Raw genomic sequence first — 17,552 nt, 5'->3', positions numbered from 1 at the left:
TCGTCCCCAAAGCCCCCTGTTACGCCCTAATCCGCCGCTTCGTCGACCAGCCGGGTCGACACGTCCCCTGATCCGCGCTGGATGACCAGCCGGGTCACGTCGCGCATATCGAAATGCCGGTGCCCCCGGCCCAGCAGGCCGGTCGTGCCGTCCCATTCGGCAAACTTGACCAGCGCCGCCGCGCTTTCCCGCGTGCCTTCAGGCAGCATCAGCCGTTCGCCCGACACGAAGGTCAGCGTCCAGCGCCGGTCGCCGACCCAGTTGGCCGCGCGCACCATCGGCTTTAGCGCGGGTGCCGCCGCGATCAGCCGCTGATAATCGTCGTAATGATCGTTCGCGCTTTCTCCGACCACCATCGGCAGGTCGGGCAATTCGTTGGGATCCAGCGGCTGCAACGGCGTGCCGGCGGCATCGATCAACATCAACTGGCCGTTGCTCTGCCAGATCGCGGCCGGCTTTCGCTCCGTTATCCGCACGACCAGCGCATCGGGATAGCGGCGCGACACCTGGGCATCGGCGATCCACCCTTCCTGAAGCAGCAATTCGCGCAGATGCGCCAGATCGACCATTGGCAACGGCTTGGATTCCTGCGTCGCCAGCACGGCATAGACGGCGGCCTGATCGATCCGCCGCGCGCCGATCAGTTCGAACGATTTCACGCGCAGGCCCATCGCGGCCATGCCATCGCCCATCGCGCTGGTCACCCCGGCGATGACGCCGGTGGCAGAGGCGAGCATCAGCATGCCGGCCAGCACCACGCCGGTGATGGTCCATGCCGCCACGCGCCGCACCGTATCCTGACCGCCGGGCAGGGCCGCGACGGCATGATCCAGGATGCCCGCACGCGGGGTCCGCGCCGTCTGCGGCTTGCGCTTCGGCTTGACCGGCGGGCGATTGGCAACGCGGCGGGTGGACTGGCGCGCCATTACCGGGACGCTGCCATGGGGGCATCGGCCATCGCCTCATCGACGATGCGCTGCACCAGTTCGGGATAGGAAATGCCCAGATGGCTGGCCTGTTCGGGCACCAGGCTGAGCGGCGTCATGCCGGGCTGGGTATTCACCTCCAGCAGGAAAAGCCCGGCGACCCCCCGGTGATCGTCCCAGCGGAAATCCGACCGCGATGCGCCCTTGCACCCCAGCAGGCGGTGGGCACGCAGCGCAATCGCCTTGCACGCATCGGCCACATCGTCGGGGATGTCGGCCGGAAACACGTGTTCGGTCATGCCGTCGGTATATTTGGCGTCGTAATCGTAAAACCCGCTTTTGGGCCGCAATTCGGTGACGCCCAGTGCATGGTCGCCCAGCACCGCCGTCGTCAGTTCCCGCCCGCGAATGAACGGTTCGGCCAGCAATTCGTCAAAGTCGTGCCAGGGCCCGGCGGCATCGCGGCTGATCGGATTGCCGTAATTCCCCTCATCCGTGACGATGGCGACACCGACCGACGATCCCTCGTTGACGGGTTTCAGCACATAGGGCCGCGGCAGGGGATCGCCCGTGAACAGTTCTTCTGTCGCCACGATGCGGCCACCCGGCATGGGGATGCCATGGGGAACCAGGCTGTTCTTGGTCAGCACCTTGTCGATGGCGATGACGGAGGTGGCAAGGCCCGAATGGGTGTAGCGCAGACCCATCAGGTCCATCATCCCCTGAACCGATCCGTCCTCACCGGGGGTACCGTGCAGCGCGTTGAACACTAGGTCCGGCTTTGCCTCGGCCAGCCGCAGCGCGACGTTGCGGTCCATATCGATCCGCGTGACCCGGTGGCCAAGCTGTTCCAGCGCATCGGCAACGCCGGCACCGGACATCAGCGACACCTCACGCTCGGCGGACCAGCCGCCCATCAGGACGGCGATATGGAGGGGGGTTACCGATACGCTCACTTGGCTGCTCCCGCACGCTCATTGCCGCCATCGTCGGCGAACACGCCGACCCGCTGGATTTCCCAGTGCAGGTCGATCCCCGAATGCGCCTTGACCCGCGCGCGGACTTCCTCGCCCAGCGCCTCGATCTCGGCGCTGGTCGCATCGCCGGTGTTGATCAGGAAATTGGTGTGCTTTTCGCTCACCTGCGCCCCGCCCAGCGTCAGGCCGCGACAGCCGGCCGCATCGACCAGCGCCCATGCCTTTTCGCCATCGGGGTTCTTGAAGGTGGAGCCGCCCGTCTTGCTGCGCAGCGGCTGGCTGGCCTCTCGCGCCGCGCCGATCCGGTCCATCTCTGCCTGGATCGCGGCGGGATCGCCCGGCTCGCCCCGGAACAGCGCGCCGACCACGACCGCGCCGTCCGGCAACGCGCTGTGGCGATAGGTGAAGCCCAGCGCATCGAGCGGCAGCGTGACCCGCTCGCCCGAACGCAGCACAACATCGGCCTCGACCAGCACGTCCTTGACCTCGCGGCCATAGGCGCCGCCGTTCATCCGCACGAACCCGCCGACTGTGCCGGGGATGGAGCGCAGGAACTCAAGCCCCGCAATGCCGGCATCGCGGGCGGTGGAGGATACGAGGATGCCCGATGCCCCCGCGCCGCAGCGAAGCAGGGTGTCGTCCAGCCGCTCGACCCGCGCAAACGCCTTGCCCAGCCGCACGACCACGCCGGGCACGCCGCCGTCGCGGACGATCAGGTTGGAACCAAGGCCAAGCGCCATGACCGGCGTTGCAGGGTCCAGATCGCGCAAGAACGCCGACAGATCGTCGGCATCCGCCGGTTCGAACAGCCATTCGGCCAGCCCGCCCGCCTTGAACCACACCAGTGGCGCAAGGGGCGCATTGGCGGTCAGCTTGCCGCGCACGGGGGGCAGCGATGTCGGGGCAGCGGCGGTCAGGGTCATTTCCACCCCCACAGCCTGGCCCAGGCTTTCCAAGCCTTGACGTTCGCCTCGGCCGCCTGTTGCCCGGCGGCCTGCATGTCGGCAATCACCCTGCCCTGATCGAGCAGCTTTTGCGCGGCATGAAGCTGTGCCTGTTGCGCGCGGATGATTTCGCGCTGCATTTCGATCGCGGTGGAGAACCAGTCGCTCATGCCACCGCCTCGCGCTGCCGTTCGATGGCGGGGGCAAGGCCGGCGGCCCATTTGGTGATGTCGCCCGCGCCAAGGCAGACGATCAGGTCGCCCGGCCCGACCTCTGACGCCAGCATCCCGGCCAGCGCATCGGCGCTGTCCACCGTGCGGGCGGACCGGTGGCCTCGGTTCAGGATCGCCTGGGCCAGCGCATCGGCGGAAACGCCCTCGACCGGCGCCTCACCGGCGGCATAGACCGGGGTGACGATGACCGCATCGGCATCGTTGAACGCAGTGGCGAATTCTTCCATCAGGCCGCCCAGCCGCGAATAACGGTGCGGCTGGCACACCGCGATCACCCGCCCCTCCACGCTTTCGCGCGCGGCGGACAGGACGGCGCGGATTTCCACCGGATGATGGCCGTAATCGTCGATCACCGTCGCGGGCGAGCGGCCGTCGCCAAGGGCGATTTCACCGACGCGGGTGAAGCGCCGCTTGACCCCGCTGAACCGGGCAAAGCCGCGCTGGATCGTGGCATCATCCACGCCCAGTTCCAGCGCAACGCCGATCGCCGCCAGCGCGTTCTGAACATTGTGGCGGCCCGCCATGGGCAGGTCCACGCCCTCGATCACCCGTTGCTCGCCGTCGCGCTGACGAACAACGGCATCGAACCGGTTGCCGCCCGGATAGGGGGTGACGTTGGTGCCGCGCACATCCGCCTGTGCGGCAAAGCCATAGGTGACGATGCGCCGGTCGCGCACCTTGGGAATGATCGCCTGAACCTCCGGATGATCGAGGCAGAGCAAAGCCGCGCCGTAAAAGGGGACGTTTTCGACGAATTCGACGAAACATTCCTTCACCCGGTCGAACGACCCGTAATGATCCAGATGTTCCGGATCGATGTTGGTGACGACCGCGATGGTGCCATCGAGGCGCAGGAAGCTGCCGTCGCTTTCGTCCGCCTCCACCACCATCCAGTCGGACGCGCCCAGCCGGGCATTGCTGCCATAGCTGTTGATGATGCCGCCATTGATGACCGTGGGGTCGATGCCACCCGCGTCCAGCAGCGCGGCGATCATGCTGGTCGTCGTCGTCTTGCCATGCGTGCCGGCAACGGCGACCGTGGATTTCAGCCGCATCAGTTCGGCCAGCATCTCCGCCCGGCGGACCACCGGGATGCGGCGGGCATAGGCGGCATCAACCTCGGGATTGCCGCGCTTGATCGCGGTCGAGGTGACGACCACCGCCGCCTCGCCCAGATTGTCGGCATCATGGCCGATGAACACGCGGATGCCCCGGTCGCGCAGGCCCTGGATCACATAGCCCTCGGCCACGTCCGAACCCTGAACCGAATAGCCCATATTGGCCATCACCTCGGCAATGCCGGACATGCCGATGCCGCCGATGCCGACGAAATGGATCGTCCCGATATCGGTGCCGACGCCCTTCATGCGTAGGCCTCCCGGCTGGATGCGGCCTTGACCTTGCCGATCGGCGCGGGCGGTGCGTCGACGCTTTCGACCAGATCGGCCAGATCGCGGACCGCATCGGGGCGACCGACCGACCGGGCGCGGGCGGCGGCATTGGCCAGCGCGTCCGGCTCCAGCCCCAGCTTCTGCATCTGCTTGGCCAGTTCGGTGGCGGTAAAGGCGGACTGGCGAATGGTCCGTGCGCCGCCCGCCTCCGTAATCTCGCGCGCATTGGCGGTCTGATGATCGTCGGTGGCGGTGGGCAGCGGCACCAGGATCGCCGGACGGCCGGCCGCGGTCAGTTCCGCAATGGTCGATGCGCCGGCGCGGGCGATGACGATATGCGCCCAGGCCAGCCGCTCCGGCATATCGGGCAGATAGGTGGCGATTTCGGCCGGGATGCCGTGCGCGGCGTATTTCGCGCGCACACCGTCCACATCCTCTGGCCGCGCCTGATGCGTTACCTGAAGCCGCTGGCGGAAATGCACGGGCAGCATCGCCAGGCCATCGGGCACCACCTGGCTCAGCACGCTGGCCCCCTGACTGCCGCCGGTGACGAGCACGCGAAAGATGCCGTCGGCATCCAGCGGCGGAAACGGCCGGCTGCGCAGATCGAGCACCGCCTCGCGCACCGGATTGCCGACCAGGTGCACCTTGGGCGCATAGGCGGGCTTCAGCCGCTCGACCGTCGCATAGCTGGTGGCTATGCCGTCCACCCGGCCCGCGACAAAGCGGTTCACCCGGCCCAGCACGGCATTCTGTTCGTGCACGATGGTCGGGATGCGCTTGTGAAATGCGCCGAGCAGTGCGGGCAGCGCGGGATAGCCGCCAAAGCCGACCACGGCGGTCGGCCGCATCTTGGTATAGATCTCGATCGCACGGGCGCGTCCCTGACGCATCTGGTTAACCGCACGCAGCCAGCCCAGCGGACCGCCGGTCAGCCGCCCGGCGGGCAGCACATGGGTTTCCACCCCGTCGAACAACCCCGGAAAGCGTACGCCGCGCGCATCGGAAATCAGGGCAACGCTGTGCCCGCGCCGGATCAGTTCAGCAGCCAGCGCCGCCGCCGGCACCATGTGCCCGCCCGTTCCACCGGCCGCCAGCGCAAAATGGCGGGTTCTCTTCATCGTCCGTTCCACCTCGACCCATAGGGAGATTGGGCCAGATACGGATTCCGGCGCGTAAAGGCGAGCAAAAGCCCGGTGGTGATCGCCATTGCACCCATCGACGACCCGCCATAGGAAATGAACGGCAGCGTCATGCCCTTTGCCGGGGCAAGACCGGTGTTGACCATCATGCTGATCAGCGCCTGCAGCCCGATCTGCACGGTGATCCCCGCCCCGGCGAGCAGGCGAAAGGCGTCGGTTTCGTCGAACAGGCGAACCGCGGAACGGATGATCAGCGCAACGAACAGCGCGGCGATGACGGCACAGGCGACCAGCCCGAATTCCTCACCCACCACGGCAAAGATGTAATCGGTATGCGCCTCTGGCAGGCGGAACTTGGCCTGACCCTGAGTGGGTCCGGTGCCCAGCAGCCCGCCGCCGGTCAGCGTTTCCATCGCGCGCTCGATCTGGAACCGGGTGGATTCGGTATCGTCGCTGGAGGGGAACAGGAACGCATCGATCCGGCGCTGGGCCGTGCCGTAGAAGAAATAGGCCGCGACGATCCCGCCAAAGCCCGCCGCGATCAGCGCGGCGATTGCCCGGAACGGGATGCCCGCCAGGATGACCATGACCAGCCAGATGCTGCACAACAGGAACGTCTGGCCGAAATCGGGCTGAAGCATCAGCAGCGCGGCGGTCAGCGCGGTGATCGCGCCGGTCACGCTGAACATCGGCAGATAGGGGGCATCGGCGCGCAGCGACAGCATCCAGGCGGTGGACACGATGAACACCGGCTTCAACAGCTCGGATGGCTGAAACGAAAAGAAGCCGAGCGGGATCCAGCGTGCCGCGCCATTGGTCCCTTCGCCCCCGACCACCGCGGCCAGCCCGACCAGCAGGATGCAGACCGGCAGCGCGGGCAGCGCGATGCGCGACACCAGCCGGGGCGGCGCCATCGACACGGCGATCATCACCGGCACGGAAATGGCCACCCACACCGCCTGCCGCCAAAAGAAATACATCGGCGGAAAGGTAACGTTGGTGCCCGAATAACGAAGCGCAGAGGCAGGCGAGGCCGCAGCGACGGCGAACAGGCCGAACGCGATCAGGATCAGCGTGATGGCCACCAGCGACCGGTCGATTTCGTGAAACCATGCGGAATAGGCGCTGCGGCTGCGCGTGGTCAGTGCCCGGCCGGTCGGCCCGCCACGCAGGATATCAGTCATTTCAGCGCCTCCACCGCCGCGCGAAAGGCGGCCCCCCTGGCTTCGAAATCGCGGAACTGGTCGAACGAGGCACAGGCCGGCGACAACAGCACCGTGTCGCCCGGCACCGCTTCGGCAGCGGCAGCGGCAACGGCGCGGTCCAGCGTGCCCAATTCCTCGACGGCCATGTCCCCCCTCAACAGGTCAGCGAAACGCCCGCCTGCATCGCCGATCGTATAGGCTTTGGCGACATGGGGGAATCCCGCACGGCACGCCTCCAGATCATCGGTCTTGGCCAGTCCGCCGACGATCCAGCGGATGCGTGGATATGCCTGAAGGGCGGGCGCGACCGAATCCGGATTGGTCGCCTTGCTGTCGTTGACGAACGTCACGCCGTTGATCGTCGCCACCCGCTCCATCCGGTGCGGCAGGCCGGGAAACGTCTCAAGCCCCCGGTCGATGGCCGCACGCGGCACGCCCAGCGCCTCGCAAGCCGCGATGGCGGCCAGTGCGTTCAATGCATTGTGCGGCCCCTGAAGCGCGGGCCAGCGCGACTGATCCATGCAAAATCCCGGCGCGATCTTGGTCAGCCGCTCGCCCCGTTTCGACAGGCGGCGGGCAATGGCGGCGGAGGCGGCATCGAAAATGCCGACGATCGCGTGATGATCGTTCGACTGCATGGCGAACAACCGCTCCTTTGCCGCGGCATAGGCATCGAACCCGTCATACCGGTCCAGATGGTCGGGCGTGATGTTCAGCAGCACCGCAACGTCGCAATCGAGCGTCCGGGTGATGTCGATCTGATAGCTGGACAGTTCCAGCACATAGACACCGCCCGCAGGCAACGGATCCTGCTCCAGGATCGGCAGGCCGATATTGCCGCCCATCAGGCTGGGGATATCCGCCCCGGCGATGATGTGGTGGGTCAGCGCCGTCGTGGTGGATTTGCCGTTGGTGCCGGTGATGCCGACCACCTTGTGCGGCGGCAGCGTTGCCCGCGCCTCGGCAAACAATTCGATATCCCCGATCACCGGCACGTCGAACCGGGCGGCATGGGCGGCAATCGGATGCGTGTTCAGTGGCACGCCGGGCGACACGATCACGGCATCGTAACCGGTCAGGTCCAGCGTCAGCGGATCGGCCAGATCCGCGCCCTTCGTGGCGGCGCGTCGCCCCTCATCGGCATCCCATGCAGTGACTTCGGCGCCGCCGGCCAGCAGCGCGCGCACGGTCGCCGCACCGGACCGCGCCAGTCCCAGCACCGCATAGCGTCTGCCGCGCCAGTCGGGGCTGACGATCACCTGAGTTTCAGCGTCGACAGGCCGGCCAGCGCCAGCACCAGCGCGATGATCCAGAACCGGATCACGACGGTCGGCTCGCTCCAGCCAAGCTGTTCGAAATGATGGTGGATCGGCGCCATGCGGAACACGCGCTTGCCGGTCCGCTTGTAGAAGAACACCTGAATGATGACGCTCAGCGCCTCGACCACGAACAGGCCGCCGATGATGCCAAGGACGATTTCGTGGTGCGTCGCAACGGCGATGGTCCCGATGGCCCCGCCCAGCGCCAGGCTGCCCGTATCGCCCATGAACACCGCCGCCGGGGGCGCGTTGAACCACAGGAACGCGAGGCCGGCGCCAACGATGGCCCCGCAGAAAATGGCCAGATCGCCCGCCCCCGCAACGTGCGGGATGCCGAGATACGTGGCGAATTTCACATTGCCGACCAGATAGGCGATCAGCATGAACGCGACGCAGGCGATGATGACCGGCATCGTCGCCAGCCCGTCCAGCCCGTCGGTCAGGTTCACCGAATTGCCGAACGCCACGATCGTGAACGCGGCAAAGACGATGTAGAAATAGCCAAGGTCGATGGCGATGTTGGAAAAGAACGGGACATAGAGCTGCGTGCCGTTCTGACCGGTGATGATCCACGCCGCCAGCGCCGCAATGGCGAATTCGCCGGCCAGCCGCACACGGCCGGAAACGCCCGCCGTGCTCGCCTTTCGCACCTTGTCGTAATCGTCCAGGAACCCGATGAACGCAAAGCCCAGCGTGACGAACAGGCACGCCCAGACATAGGGGTTTTCAAGGTCCATCCAGATCAGGATCGACAGGCTCATCGCCGTCAGGATCATCAGGCCGCCCATGGTGGGCGTGCCGCGCTTGGCCAGGTGCGATTGCGGGCCGTCGGTGCGGATCGGCTGACCCTTGCCCTGCCGCACGCGCAGCCATCCGATGAAGCGCGGCCCGATGACCAGGCCGATGAACAGCGCCGTCGCCACTGCCGCACCGGTGCGGAACGACAGATAGCGCACCAGATTGAGCAGGCCGGGAAAGCCGAGCGCCTCGGCCAGCAGGTACAGCATCAGTTTTTCCCCGCCAGCGCCGCCACCAGCGTCGCCAGCCTCACTCCGTTGGATCCCTTGACGAGCACCACATCCCCCGGCGCCAGCCAGGGGCCGATCGCTGCCGTTGCGGCTGTGGCGTCGGGCACATGGACCATTTCCACCCGCCCCTCAAGCGCCTTGGCCAGCGGGGCCATCCCCTCGCCCACCAACACGGCGAAGCGGACATCGGCCGCGACGACCGGATCGGCCAGCGCCGCGTGCAGCGCCGCCGACTGATCGCCCAGCTCGCGCATTTCGCCCAGCACCACCGCCCGACGAGTCGCCGGTTCGGCCGCCAGCACGGCCAGGGTCGCGCGCATCGAGGCGGCGTTGGCGTTATAGCTTTCATCGATCAGCAGGGCATGGCCGCCGCCGACCGCAATCCCCACCCGCGCGCCCCGCCCCGGCAGGTCGGCCATGTCGGCCAGCGCCAGGCCCGCCAGCGCCAGATCGCCGCCCGCGGCATCGACCGCCGCCAGCACCGCCAGCGAATTGGACACCCAATGCGCACCGGGCATACCGATGCGATAGGTCAGTTGCCGGTCGCCGACCTTTGCCGTCACCTCGCTGCCGCCGGTCAGCGTGCGCACCACGTCCAGCGCGCGCACGTCCGCGCCCTCGCCAGTCCCGAACGTCACGATCCGCCCGGCATGGGGCCGGGCATGGCCGATCAGCCGGTCGCGATGCACGCTGTCGAACGGCACGACCGCCGTACCGCCGGGTTCAAGCCCCTGAAAAATCTCACCCTTGGCGTCGGCGATGCCGCTTTCGTCCTTGAAAAACTCGATATGGGCGGGGGCGATTGCGGTGATGACCGCGACGTGCGGGCGGACCATCCGGGTCAGGGCCGCGATCTCTCCGGCATGGTTCATGCCCATTTCGAACACGCCGAACCGGCTGGCGGCGGGTGCGCGCGACAGGCTGAGCGGAACGCCGGTATGGTTGTTGTAGCTTTTGACCGACCGATGGACCGCGCCCGGTGCCGTCCGGTCCAGCGCGGCGAACAGCGCCTCTTTCGTCCCCGTCTTGCCGACCGAACCGGTGACGCCGATGACCGTACCCGTCATCCGGGTGCGCGCCGCCACGCCAAGGGCGTTCAGTGCGGCAAACCCGTCGGCCACGCGGACATGGGGATGATCCGTCGGCTCGCTGACGATCAGGCCGGCCGCACCGCGAGCCATCGCCTGATCCAGATAGCGATGGCCGTCGCTCGCCTCGCCCTTCATGGCGATGAACAGGTCGCCGGTTTGCACCTCGCGGCTGTCGAAGGTGACGCCGGTGACGGTAAAATCGGCCGAGGCAGTGCCCCCGGTGGCAGCGGCGATTTCGGCTGCGGTCCACAAGGTCATGCGCCCGCGCACTCCCGCGCCACGGAAACATCGTCGAACGGCAGCACCCGGTCGCCCACGATCTGCCCCTGTTCGTGCCCCTTGCCAGCGATCAGCACGATATCGGTCGCGCCCGCCTCTGCAATGGCGGCGGCAATCGCCGCGCGGCGGTCCCCCACCTCCAGCGCACCCGGCGCGCCGGCCAGCACCATGGCGCGGATCGCGGCGGGATCTTCAGACCGGGGATTGTCGTCGGTGACGATCACATGATCGGCCTCGGCCGCTGCAACCTCGCCCATTTCCTCGCGCTTGCCGACATCGCGGTCGCCGCCCGCGCCGAATACCAGGATTAGGCGACCCTCGGCATGGGGCTTCAGCGCGGACGTGGCCGCCGCCAGCGCATCGGGGGTATGGGCATAATCGACATAGACGGGCGCGCCCGCCCGGGTGATCGCCGCCCGCTCCAGCCGCCCGCGCACCGGGGCCAGCCGCCCCAGATTGGCCAACGTCGCCGCCACATCCCCGCCAGAAGCAATCACCAGTCCGGCCGCAACCAGCGCATTGGCCGCCTGATACGCACCGATCAGCGGCAGCATGACCCGGTGCTGCACGCCGTCCGCCTCAATCACCAGCCGCTGGCCAAGCAGCGAGGGTTCGCGCGAGACGAGGCGCAGGGCATCGCCATGCTCGCCCACGGTCAGGATGCGGTTGCCGCGGTGCCGGGCAAGGTCGATGACGCGTTCCGCATGGGGATCGTCGGCCCACACGACCGCCGTTCCGTCCGCGTCCAGCACTTCGCTGAACAGCCGCAGCTTGGCGGTGAAATAGGCGGCCATGTCGCCATGATAGTCGAGGTGATCGCGCGACAGGTTGGTGAACGCCGCCGCGCGGACGGGCAGGCCCTCTGTCCGATATTGCGCCAAGCCATGGCTCGATGCCTCGAACGCAACATGAGTCACGCCTTCCCGCGCAAGGCCAGCGACGTTGGACAGGAAGGTGACGACATCCGGCGTGGTCAGGCCGGTGACCACGCGCTCATCGGCGGTGGTGACGCCCAGCGTGCCGATGCTGGCGGCATGATGGCCGGCCATGCGCCACAACTGGCGGGTCAGCTCGACCGTGCTCGTCTTGCCGTTCGTGCCGGTGACCGCCACCGCCGTTGGCGGAAACGGCGCAAAGAACCGGGCGGCCAGCCGGGCGAAATGCGCCCGCGGCGTATCGTCGGCAATGTGGACCGCGCCTTCGACCCGCGCACCGGGCCGGGCGACGACGGCGATCGCACCGGCTGCCACCGCCGCAGGAATGAAATCCTCGCCATTGACGCGCAGCCCCTCGAACGCGCCAAAGATCGTGCCAGGCGCGACCTTGCGGTGATCGATGGCAAAGCCGGTGACGGTCCGCTCGTCCGTGCCGCCGATCAGGGTCGACAGCCTCATTCCCCCGCCGCCTCCGCGCCGGGCGGCGACCAGAGCAGGGGTTGCAGGTCCGACAGGTCGATGTCGCGGGTGGGATCGGGCAGCACGCCCAGCATCGGGCCGGTGCGCTGGATGGTGCGGCTGACGGCGGGGGCCACCGTCCATGCCGCAGCGGTCTGGCCGAACGTGTCGGCGCTGGCTTTGGGCGAATCAAGCATGGCAACGACCACATAGCGCGGTGCGTCCATGGGGAAAGCCGCTGCAAAGGTGGAGACGTTGACCGTCTTGGAATATCCGCCCGTTGCGCTCAGCCGTTCGGCGGTGCCGGTCTTGGCGCCGACCCGGTACCCGGCGGCGTCCCCGCGCTTTGCCGTGCCGCGCACCGCGATCAGGCGGAGCAGCTGACGCATCCGCTGGCTGGTCGATTCGCTGAACACCCGGGTCCCTTCGGGCACTTGGCTGGGGGCCAGCTTCATCATCGTTGCGGGGCGCAGGATGCCGCCATTGACCAGCGCGGCATAGGCGATGGCCAGGTGCATCGGCGTCACCGCAACGCCGTGGCCGTAGCCGCTGGTCATGATCCGCGCCCGGCTCCACCGCGCATCGGAAAAGCGGGGATTGCTGCGCTCGATCTCGATATCCAGCGGCTGATGAAAGCCAAGGCTGCGGAACAGCGCCTTCATCCGGTCCTCGCCCATCTCGTCCGCCAGCCGGGCGGTGACGATGTTGGACGAATGAACCAGGGTTTCCGGCACGTTCAGGAACCGGCGCTGGGCATGGTCGTCCTTGATGCGGAACCGGCCGACGGCCAGCGGCTCGACCGCGTCATAGCGGCGCTGCATCGACGTCACCACGCCCGCCTCGATCGCGCCGGCAATGGTGATCGGCTTGAACGTCGAGCCGAGTTCGTAAACGCCCTTGGTAACGTTGTTGAACTGTCCCTCCAGCGACCGGACATGATTGGGGTTGAAGCTGGGCAATGACACCATCGCCATCACCTCGCCCGTGTCCACGTCCAGGATCACGCCCGCCGCGCCCAGCGCCTGATGCTTGACCATGGCGTGGCCAAGCTCGCTTTCCAGCGCGGACTGGACGCGAAGGTCGATGGACAGCGATGCCGGCCGGCCCTGCATCCCGCCATCGGTCAGGCGCGCGTCGAGGAACCGTTCCATCCCCATCGCACCGCGCCCCTGCGCGTTGGTGAAGCCAAGGACATGGGCCGCCGTCGCGGATTGGGTATAGAGCCGCTCCGGCTCCCGCCCGATGCGGATGCCGGGATCGCCCAGCGCGTTGACGGCCACCGCCAGTTCGGGCCGGGCATGGCGTTTCAGATACTGAAACGGCTCGGTGCTGGTCAGGCGAGAATAATACCATGCCTCGGTCTGTTCGGGCATCAGTTCGGCCAGCCGCCGGGCCAGATCGCGCTTGTCGCCGATCACCTTGTCCGGCTGAACCCCGATCGACGGCACCAGAATGGTCTGCGCCAGCGGCACGCCGTTGCGATCGACGATATCGCCGCGCGCGCTGGGCACGCCATAGCGGCTGGCCGTCATCTCCGTATCCGGCATCAGCGCCAGCCAGGTCAGCCGGACGATCACGGCCGACACCGCCAGCACGAACAGCGCCAGGATCACGGCCATACGGGCATGGGCGACCGGCACCAGGCCAAGTGGCGGCGGCGGCAGCGGGGTGGGACCGGCGGGCGCCGTGTCGATCGACAGATCGCGCCCAAGCAGCAGCGTGCTCACCGAAGGGTTGACCCCCCGGCATCCGATCCGCGCAGCAGATCGTTGAAGCTGGTTTCGCGCAGCAGCCGCTTTTCAACCGCCTGGGCACGCGGCGAACCGCGCTTGGCCGTGCGTTCGGCCGAAATGGTGACCGATTTCACCTTGACCGTATCGGCAGGCGCAATCGGTCGCGGCTTGACCGGCGCAGTCGCGGCCACCGTCTGCACGGCTGGGGCCGGGGCGGCGGGGCGCGGCGCGGGCTTTTCCGTCGTCGATGCCTCAACCGGTTGAGGCGTGGCCAGTTCCGGCACCGCCTCGGGCACGATGTACCCGGCAAATTGCCGGTCGGTCGGTGCGCCCGGCTGATCCAGCTGCGCCAGCGCGGTTTCGCCCACCAGAAACTGTCCGGCGGCCGGGACGCTGAGGCGCATCATCTCGCCATTCCATTTTTCCAGCTGAGCCGTGTTGGCGCGGGTCATGAACTCCGCCTCCAGCATCCGGATATCGTTCTGGGTCGCGGCAATCGCCTTGTCGAGCGCGACCAGCCGCTGCCGTTCGGCATCGACTCTGGATGAAACCATGTTGCAGCCAAGCGCGACGACGACCGCCCCGCCCAGCCAACCCAGCCCCTTGAAGCCCCTGACTGCCATCAGCCCGTCCTCCTGCTGGTCCATGGCGCGGCGGAGGTCCGCCGGGCCGCACGTAAAGTTGCAGAGCGCGCACGCGGATTGCGCGCCAGTTCTTCCTCATCCGCCCGCACGGCCCGCGCCGGCGTGGCAAAGGTCGCTGCCTGTTCGGCGACCATCGCCGGGCGATGGCGCGATCCGGCCGGCTCGCTGCCCGACCGTTCGCGCAGGAACCGCTTGACCATCCGGTCCTCGCCCGAATGAAAGGTGACGATGGCCAGCCGCCCCTGCGGCGCCAGCACCTGTTCGGCGGCGATCATCGCGTCGGCCAGTTCGTCCAGTTCGCGGTTCACATGAATACGGATCGCCTGAAAGGTGCGGGTGGCCGGATCCTTCTTGTCATGCGGCCGGTGGCCCAGCGCCTTGCGAACCGTGTTGGCCAGCTTGCCCGTGGTGTCGAACGGCCGGTCGGCTACGATCGCACGGGCGACCCGGCGCGCGCGCGGTTCATCGCCATAACGATGCAGGACTTCCGCAATCGCGCCCTCGTCCGCCGTGTTGACGAAATCGGCGGCGCTTTCGCCCTCCTGCGCCATGCGCATGTCGAGCGGGCCGTCCTCCGCCTGAAACGAAAAGCCGCGATGCGCCTGATCCAGCTGCATCGACGACACGCCGATATCCATGACGACGCCGTCGACCGGCACCTTGCCGATCCCGGCCAACGCCTCTGCCATCGCCGAAAAGGGCGCGTGGATCAGCGTCAGCCGCCCTTCGCTTTCGGCCACCAGCGGCTGGCCGTCGCGGATCGCGTCGGGATCGCGGTCGAACGCGATGACCTCTGCCCCGGCGGCCAGCATGGCGCGCGTGTAACCGCCCGCGCCGAACGTCGCATCGACGTGCCGTTCGCCGGGCAGGATGGCGAGCGCGTCGAGCACGGGGCCGAGCAGGACCGGGATATGGGGCTGGCCGGGGGCGCTCACAGCACCACCTTGTTGCGTTCCATGTGGAACCGGCACGCCTCGCGCAGGACGGGCGGCGCGCCCTCGAACGCCATCAGCGTCGCAGGGTCCCAGATTTCGATGCCGGAAATGCGGCCGTAAAAGAACGCATGACGGGTGATGCCGGCATGCGCCTTCAGAAAAGCGGGCAGGATGAAGCGGCCATTGGCATCGAAACTGGCATTTTCGGGCACGCCGGTGCCCAGGCGCAGGATCCAGTCGTTGATCGCGCCATCCTCTGCCCCATGGGCGCGGGCGCGCGATTCGACGTCCAGCATCATCTGGTCGAACCACGGTTCGTCATAGGCGAGCAGGCAGGGATCCCGCTCGTGCGAGGTGATGGTGAGGACGCGGCCTTCCTTGTGCTCGGCCATCGGGCCCAGGTTGCGTTCGACGAGGATGCGGAGCGCCGACGGCAGGGCGACACGACTTTTGTCGTCCACCGCCTGCAGGCCAACGCCCTTATATCCGCTTCGCCCCGTCACGCTCCCGATCGCACCCTTTGCTGGGCAAGGCTCAGGCGCCACCGGAAGCCACGCTGTGAAAGCGTGCCGGAACGTGACTCTGGCGCGTGAAATCCCTGCCCTGTTAGCGATTAGAGCTATCGCAAACCCTGCCGGGATTCAACGCCATTTTCCGGGAATTTGCCCCACAGCGCTCTAAAAGCGGCATGAGCGGCCGAGCGATCCAGTTCTGAGCGCGGTTTATTCGATCTATGTTCTCATTGCCGGGTTAACCATTCGGGGGTCGCAGGCCAACGGATGGGCCCTTTTGCACCCGTCAGCAACGCAAAAGGGGGTTTTCGGCAACCGGTGGGGCGATTTGGGGGCGGTGGTGGGGAAAAGTGGGGGACGCAGCCCCGCGGGATCAGGGCTGCGGAGTCGGCTGGTCCGCAGCGGGATCGGCCGGAACCGCATCTTCCTTTGGCCGGGCACTCGGCGCGACGCCCAGGGTTGCCAGCGGTTCGTCATTGTCGGGCGGGCCGGCGACATTGGCGACAGGCGTGGCCATGGTCATGTTCGCCACGACATCGGGATTGGGCTGGCCGATCACATCGGGCTGCACCTCGCGAGAGGCGGACCGATAGATGATGGCAGCAACCAGAATCAGCAGGACGACGATCGTCAGCCCGGTCAGGCCGACTCGGACCCGCTGAAGAACCTGCCCCCGGTCGGTTGTCGATTGTTGCAGCACTGTTGCAAGGAAGTAACAGGGAAGCCCGTCCCTGTCCACCGCCCATCGCGCACGGTTCGTCAGCCGCGATCCGCCCATTCGGGCACCACCAGCCCCTTTGCCGCGCGCCATTCTGCGTTGTACAGGCTGGACAGATAGCGAAAGCCGGTGTCGCACAGGATCGTCGCCACCCGCGATCCCGGCCCCAGTTCCCGCGCCAGCCGCACCGCGCCCGCCACGTTGATGCCGGACGACAGGCCAAGGCACAGCCCCTCCTCGTCCAGCAGGCGGCGGACCCATTCCATGCCCTCTGCATCCGACACGCGGTACTGGGTGTCGATCGGCGCGCCTTCCAGATTGGCGGTGATCCGCCCCTGCCCGATCCCCTCGGCCACCGACGATCCCTCGGCCTTCAACTCGCCATGGGCGTAATAGTGATAGAGCGCGGCGCCGTGCGGGTCGGTCAGCGCGATCCGCACCTTTTCGTCCCGCTCCTTCAGCCCCAGGCCGATGCCGGCCAGCGTCCCGCCCGTGCCAACGGCGCAGGTGAACCCGTCGATCCGCCCGTCCATCTGATCCCAGATTTCGGGCGCGGTGCCGACGATATGGGCGCGGCGATTGGCGATATTGTCGAACTGATTGGCCCAGATCGCGTTCGGCGTCTCCTCCGCGATCCGACGGCTGGTGTGCACGAAATGGCCGGGATTGGCATAGGGCGCAGCGGGCACCAGCACCAGTTCGGCCCCCAGCGCGCGCAGCGTATCCATCTTTTCCCGGCTCTGCGTTTCCGGCATCACGATGATCGCCTTGTACCCCTTGGCATTGGCGACCAGGGCCAGGCCGATGCCGGTATTGCCGGCCGTCCCCTCGACAATGGTGCCGCCGGGCTGGATGGCGCCGCGCGCTTCCGCATCCTCGACGATGAACAGCGCCGCCCGGTCCTTTACCGACGCGCCGGGGTTGGCGAATTCGCACTTGCCATAGATTTCGGCGCCGGCGGCCTCGCTCGGCCCTTTCAGGCGCACCAGCGGGGTGTTGCCGATCAGGGCGAGCGTATCGGGGATGGTCGTCATGCCCCGTTAGCTATGCCGCCCGCCTGCCCACCGCAAGCAAGGGCTGC

Annotated in this window: 17 protein-coding genes; all 17 read right to left on the bottom strand. The window is 67.5% G+C overall.

The features are described from left to right. Positions 1-26: 26 nt before the first annotated feature. Positions 27-926 carry a cell division protein FtsQ/DivIB gene (locus NYR55_RS13170; RefSeq protein ID WP_260021973.1) on the bottom strand — a complete coding sequence of 300 codons (900 nt, stop codon included), beginning with the start codon at positions 924-926 and terminating at the stop codon, positions 27-29. Beyond that, complete coding sequence (locus tag NYR55_RS13165; protein ID WP_260021971.1) at positions 926-1,882, bottom strand: D-alanine--D-alanine ligase; 957 nt, start codon at positions 1,880-1,882, stop codon at positions 926-928. The genes NYR55_RS13170 and NYR55_RS13165 overlap by 1 nt, the downstream gene beginning before the upstream one ends. Beyond that, the gene (gene murB / locus NYR55_RS13160) at positions 1,879-2,826 is read right to left on the bottom strand and encodes a UDP-N-acetylmuramate dehydrogenase (protein ID WP_260021969.1); all 948 of its coding nucleotides are present in this window, start codon (positions 2,824-2,826) and stop codon (positions 1,879-1,881) included. The genes NYR55_RS13165 and murB overlap by 4 nt, the downstream gene beginning before the upstream one ends. Further along, positions 2,823-3,017: a hypothetical protein gene (locus tag NYR55_RS13155; protein ID WP_260021967.1), complete on the bottom strand. Its 195-nt coding sequence runs from the start codon at positions 3,015-3,017 to the stop codon at positions 2,823-2,825. Before NYR55_RS13155 ends, murB begins: the two co-directional genes overlap by 4 nt. Next, on the bottom strand, positions 3,014-4,447 hold the full coding sequence (gene murC / locus NYR55_RS13150; protein ID WP_260021966.1) for a UDP-N-acetylmuramate--L-alanine ligase: 1,434 nt from the start codon (positions 4,445-4,447) through the stop codon (positions 3,014-3,016). Before murC ends, NYR55_RS13155 begins: the two co-directional genes overlap by 4 nt. Then, on the bottom strand, positions 4,444-5,592 hold the full coding sequence (murG, locus tag NYR55_RS13145) for an undecaprenyldiphospho-muramoylpentapeptide beta-N-acetylglucosaminyltransferase (RefSeq protein ID WP_260021965.1): 1,149 nt from the start codon (positions 5,590-5,592) through the stop codon (positions 4,444-4,446). Before murG ends, murC begins: the two co-directional genes overlap by 4 nt. Next, entirely contained in the window at positions 5,589-6,797 is a 1,209-nt protein-coding gene (locus NYR55_RS13140) for a putative peptidoglycan glycosyltransferase FtsW (RefSeq protein ID WP_260021964.1), read from the bottom strand. Before NYR55_RS13140 ends, murG begins: the two co-directional genes overlap by 4 nt. Further along, complete coding sequence (murD, locus tag NYR55_RS13135; RefSeq protein WP_260021963.1) at positions 6,794-8,077, bottom strand: UDP-N-acetylmuramoyl-L-alanine--D-glutamate ligase; 1,284 nt, start codon at positions 8,075-8,077, stop codon at positions 6,794-6,796. Before murD ends, NYR55_RS13140 begins: the two co-directional genes overlap by 4 nt. Further along, a complete protein-coding gene (mraY, locus tag NYR55_RS13130) occupies positions 8,074-9,144 on the bottom strand; it encodes a phospho-N-acetylmuramoyl-pentapeptide-transferase (RefSeq protein ID WP_260021962.1) in 1,071 nt (356 codons plus the stop codon). Before mraY ends, murD begins: the two co-directional genes overlap by 4 nt. Then, the gene (gene murF / locus NYR55_RS13125) at positions 9,144-10,514 is read right to left on the bottom strand and encodes a UDP-N-acetylmuramoyl-tripeptide--D-alanyl-D-alanine ligase (RefSeq protein ID WP_260021961.1); all 1,371 of its coding nucleotides are present in this window, start codon (positions 10,512-10,514) and stop codon (positions 9,144-9,146) included. The genes mraY and murF overlap by 1 nt, the downstream gene beginning before the upstream one ends. Next, positions 10,511-11,929, bottom strand: a complete 1,419-nt coding sequence (locus NYR55_RS13120; RefSeq protein WP_260021960.1) for a UDP-N-acetylmuramoyl-L-alanyl-D-glutamate--2,6-diaminopimelate ligase — start codon at positions 11,927-11,929, stop codon at positions 10,511-10,513. Before NYR55_RS13120 ends, murF begins: the two co-directional genes overlap by 4 nt. Then, the gene (locus tag NYR55_RS13115; RefSeq protein ID WP_260021959.1) at positions 11,926-13,656 is read right to left on the bottom strand and encodes a penicillin-binding protein 2; all 1,731 of its coding nucleotides are present in this window, start codon (positions 13,654-13,656) and stop codon (positions 11,926-11,928) included. Before NYR55_RS13115 ends, NYR55_RS13120 begins: the two co-directional genes overlap by 4 nt. Continuing rightward, on the bottom strand, positions 13,653-14,285 hold the full coding sequence (locus NYR55_RS13110) for a hypothetical protein (protein ID WP_260021957.1): 633 nt from the start codon (positions 14,283-14,285) through the stop codon (positions 13,653-13,655). The genes NYR55_RS13115 and NYR55_RS13110 overlap by 4 nt, the downstream gene beginning before the upstream one ends. Then, positions 14,285-15,241: a 16S rRNA (cytosine(1402)-N(4))-methyltransferase RsmH gene (rsmH, locus tag NYR55_RS13105; RefSeq protein WP_260021956.1), complete on the bottom strand. Its 957-nt coding sequence runs from the start codon at positions 15,239-15,241 to the stop codon at positions 14,285-14,287. The genes NYR55_RS13110 and rsmH overlap by 1 nt, the downstream gene beginning before the upstream one ends. Further along, the gene (locus NYR55_RS15010) at positions 15,238-15,702 is read right to left on the bottom strand and encodes a division/cell wall cluster transcriptional repressor MraZ (protein ID WP_260021955.1); all 465 of its coding nucleotides are present in this window, start codon (positions 15,700-15,702) and stop codon (positions 15,238-15,240) included. The genes rsmH and NYR55_RS15010 overlap by 4 nt, the downstream gene beginning before the upstream one ends. Positions 15,703-16,126: 424 nt before the next feature. After that, a complete protein-coding gene (locus NYR55_RS13095) occupies positions 16,127-16,531 on the bottom strand; it encodes a hypothetical protein (RefSeq protein WP_260021954.1) in 405 nt (134 codons plus the stop codon). Beyond that, complete coding sequence (locus NYR55_RS13090; RefSeq protein ID WP_260021953.1) at positions 16,513-17,505, bottom strand: cysteine synthase A; 993 nt, start codon at positions 17,503-17,505, stop codon at positions 16,513-16,515. The genes NYR55_RS13095 and NYR55_RS13090 overlap by 19 nt, the downstream gene beginning before the upstream one ends. Positions 17,506-17,552 lie beyond the last annotated feature (47 nt).

Origin of the sequence: Sphingomonas sp. BGYR3 (assembly GCF_025153455.1) — a bacterium.
Taxonomy (GTDB): Bacteria; Pseudomonadota; Alphaproteobacteria; order Sphingomonadales; family Sphingomonadaceae; genus Sphingomonas.
The sequence above is the reverse complement of the archived record's forward strand: the minus strand, read 5'-3'. Positions and strand labels throughout refer to the sequence as shown.